Genomic DNA, 2,620 nt, shown 5'->3' on the forward strand with positions numbered 1-2,620 from the left:
TGCGGATTCCACGCCATCCGGCCACCCAGTCCGCTCTCATCTGGCCAGGCATTCCAGGGCCATCTGGCCACCTGTTCCACGGCCATCCGGCCGGGCAGTCGGAGCGCAGCGACGCAGGGGTGGCATTGTTAGTCCGGGTTGGCTGGCGTCGTCAATTTCTGCGTCCGTTTGCGCATTGATTCACCCTTCAGATTGATCCGGTAAGCGTTGTGCACCAGGCGGTCGAGGATAGCGTCGGCCAGGGTCGGATCGCCGATCAGTTCGTGCCAGTTGTCCACCGGCATCTGGCTGGTAACGATGGTCGAGCGCTGGCCGTAGCGGTCGTCCAGTAGCTCCAGCATGTCGCGCCGCTGTTCGGCGGTGAACGGGGCCAAGCCCCAGTCATCGAGGATCAGCAGGTCGGTCTTGGCGTAGCTGCTCATCAGCTTGGCGAAGCGCCCGTCGCCATGGGCCAGACCCAGTTCTTCCAGCAAACGCGGCAAGCGCAGGTAACGCACGCTGTAGCCTTCTCGGCAGGCCTGGTGGGCCAGGGCGCAGGCCAGCCAGGTTTTACCGACACCGGTGGGGCCGCCGATGATCAGGTTGAGGCCGTCGCGTAGCCACTGGCCGCCGCTCAGTTGCAGGATCAGCGCCTTATCCAGCCCGCGCGGGCTGCGGTAGTCGATGTCTTCGAGGCAGGCGTTGTGCTTGAGCCGGGCCTGGCGCAGGCGGCTGCTCAGGCGCTTGTCGTCGCGTTCAGTCAGCTCGCGGTCGACCAGCAGACCGAGGCGTTCCTCGAAGCTCAGGCTGTCGATGTCCGGGGTTTTCAGTTGTTCATTCAGCGCCTTGAGCATGCCGTGCAGGCGCAGGGTTTGCAGCTTGTCCAGGGTCGGATGGGGCAGCATGGTGAGTTTCCTTGTGTTCAGTGGTAGTAGCCGGGGCCGCGCAGGTTGGCGTGGTCGTCCGGCAGCAGGGGCAGGTGCTGCTGGGCCAGCGGCAGGTTTTCCAGCCCCTGGCGCAGGATCGATTCGAGGCTCTTGTAACTGCACGCACCGAGGCTGATGGCGCGACGGCAGGCCAACTCCAAGCGCACTTCGCCATGGGTCTTGCCCAGGCGCAGGATGCCCAGGCAGGCCCGGTAGCCCTGCTGCGGATGGATGCGCCGTTCGAGGATGTGCCGGATCACGCCGGCGGTGCTCGGCCCGGTCTGCTCGGCCCAGCGGATCAGCCGTTGTGGCGTCCACTCGGCATGCTCGCGATGGCTCTTGGGCATGTGCTCGGCCTGCGTGCTGTGCCGGCCCTTGTGCATTGAGCGCAGGTGGCTGGCCACTCGCTGGTTGGCGTGGAAACACTCGACGGTGCGCGCCGTCAGGCGCACCTCCAGCTGCTTCTTCACCAGTTGATACGGCACCGAGTAGTAATGCCCATCGACCTCGACGTGGTAGTCGATGTGCACCCGCGCTTTCTTCCACTCGGCGTAGACGTAGGGTTGCTCCGGCAGGGGGCGCAGCGCCGGACGATCCAGGCTGTCGAAGGCCGTCTGGCGCGAGCCCGGCAGCTTCTTGAACGGGCGTTGGTTGAGCCGCTCCAGCAACACGGAGATGGCGCTGTTGAGTTCGTCCAAGGAGAAGAACTGACGGTTGCGCAGGGCCGCGAGGATCCAACGCTCGACCACCTGCACGCCGACTTCGGCCTTGGCCTTGTCGCGCGGTTTGCGTGCCCGCGCCGGCACCACCGCCACTCCGTAGTGCTCGGCAAGGTCGCGGTAGCTGGGGTTGATGTCCGGCTCGTAACGATGGGCCTTGCTCACCGCGCTGCGCAGGTTGTCCGGCACCACGATCTCCGGCACGCCGCCGAGGAAGGCGAAGCAACGGGTATGCGAGCCTAGCCAGTCCGGCAGCTGCTGCGACCAGGTGGCTTCGGCGAAGGTGTAGCTGGACGCGCCGAGCACCGCGACGAACACCTGCGCCTGGCGGATCTCGCCGCTGTGGCGGTCGATAACCGGCACCGTCTGGCCGGCATAGTCGACGAACAGCTTCTCGCCGACGCGGTGCTCCTGACGCATCACCACGTCCAGCTTGCCCTGCCAGGCCCGGTAGTGCTCACAGAACCAGCTGTACTGAAAGCCCTGCGGCTGGCTCAGGCGGTACTCCTGCCAGAGCAGCGCCAGGGTCACCCCGGGGCGGCGCAGTTCGGCATGCACCCATGCCCAATCGGGTAAAGGCCGCTTCTCGCTGGCAACCGCCGGGGCCGGCGGGAACAGTTGCTGCTCCAACTCGGCATCGGACAACGAACAGGGCCAACTGAGACCACTGGCGGCAAAACGATTGAGGTAGTCGCCGACGGTGACACGACCGACCTGCACGCTGACCGCAATCTGGCGAGCTGATAGTCCGACCTCGAACTTGAGACGTAGTACTTCGCGAATTTTACGCATGGATAAACGCTCCACGACGACCTCTCTGCTTCGAAAAAGAGGTCGATGGTAGTGAAGAAATCCTGCGTAGCTGCCTGCCCGGTTGAGTGGCCGGATGGCCGTGGAATCAGTGGCCGGATGCGCGTGGAATGGGTGGCCGGATCAGCGTGGAATCGGTGGTCAGATGCTCATGGAATGGGTGGCCAGATGACCGTGGAATCCGCA

Annotated in this window: 2 protein-coding genes; both read right to left on the reverse strand. The window is 65.0% G+C overall.

What is annotated here, in order from left to right:
- Positions 1-128: 128 nt before the first annotated feature.
- Positions 129-884: an IS21-like element ISPpu7 family helper ATPase IstB gene (istB, locus tag HBN63_RS21465; protein WP_003290589.1), complete on the reverse strand. Its 756-nt coding sequence runs from the start codon at positions 882-884 to the stop codon at positions 129-131.
- A 17-nt stretch (positions 885-901) separates the two neighbouring features.
- On the reverse strand, positions 902-2,416 hold the full coding sequence (gene istA / locus HBN63_RS21470) for an IS21-like element IS1491 family transposase (protein WP_170050830.1): 1,515 nt from the start codon (positions 2,414-2,416) through the stop codon (positions 902-904).
- Positions 2,417-2,620 lie beyond the last annotated feature (204 nt).

Origin of the sequence: Pseudomonas sp. WS 5011, from assembly GCF_012985775.1 — a bacterium.
GTDB lineage: Bacteria > Pseudomonadota > Gammaproteobacteria > Pseudomonadales > Pseudomonadaceae > Aquipseudomonas > Aquipseudomonas peli.

Excerpts from the sequence above, each read along its gene's own strand:
- istB (WP_003290589.1), bottom strand. The coding sequence starts at position 884 with ATGCTGCCCCATCCGACCCTGGACAAGCTGCAAACCCTGCGCCTGCAC.
- istA (WP_170050830.1), bottom strand. The coding sequence starts at position 2,416 with ATGCGTAAAATTCGCGAAGTACTACGTCTCAAGTTCGAGGTCGGACTA.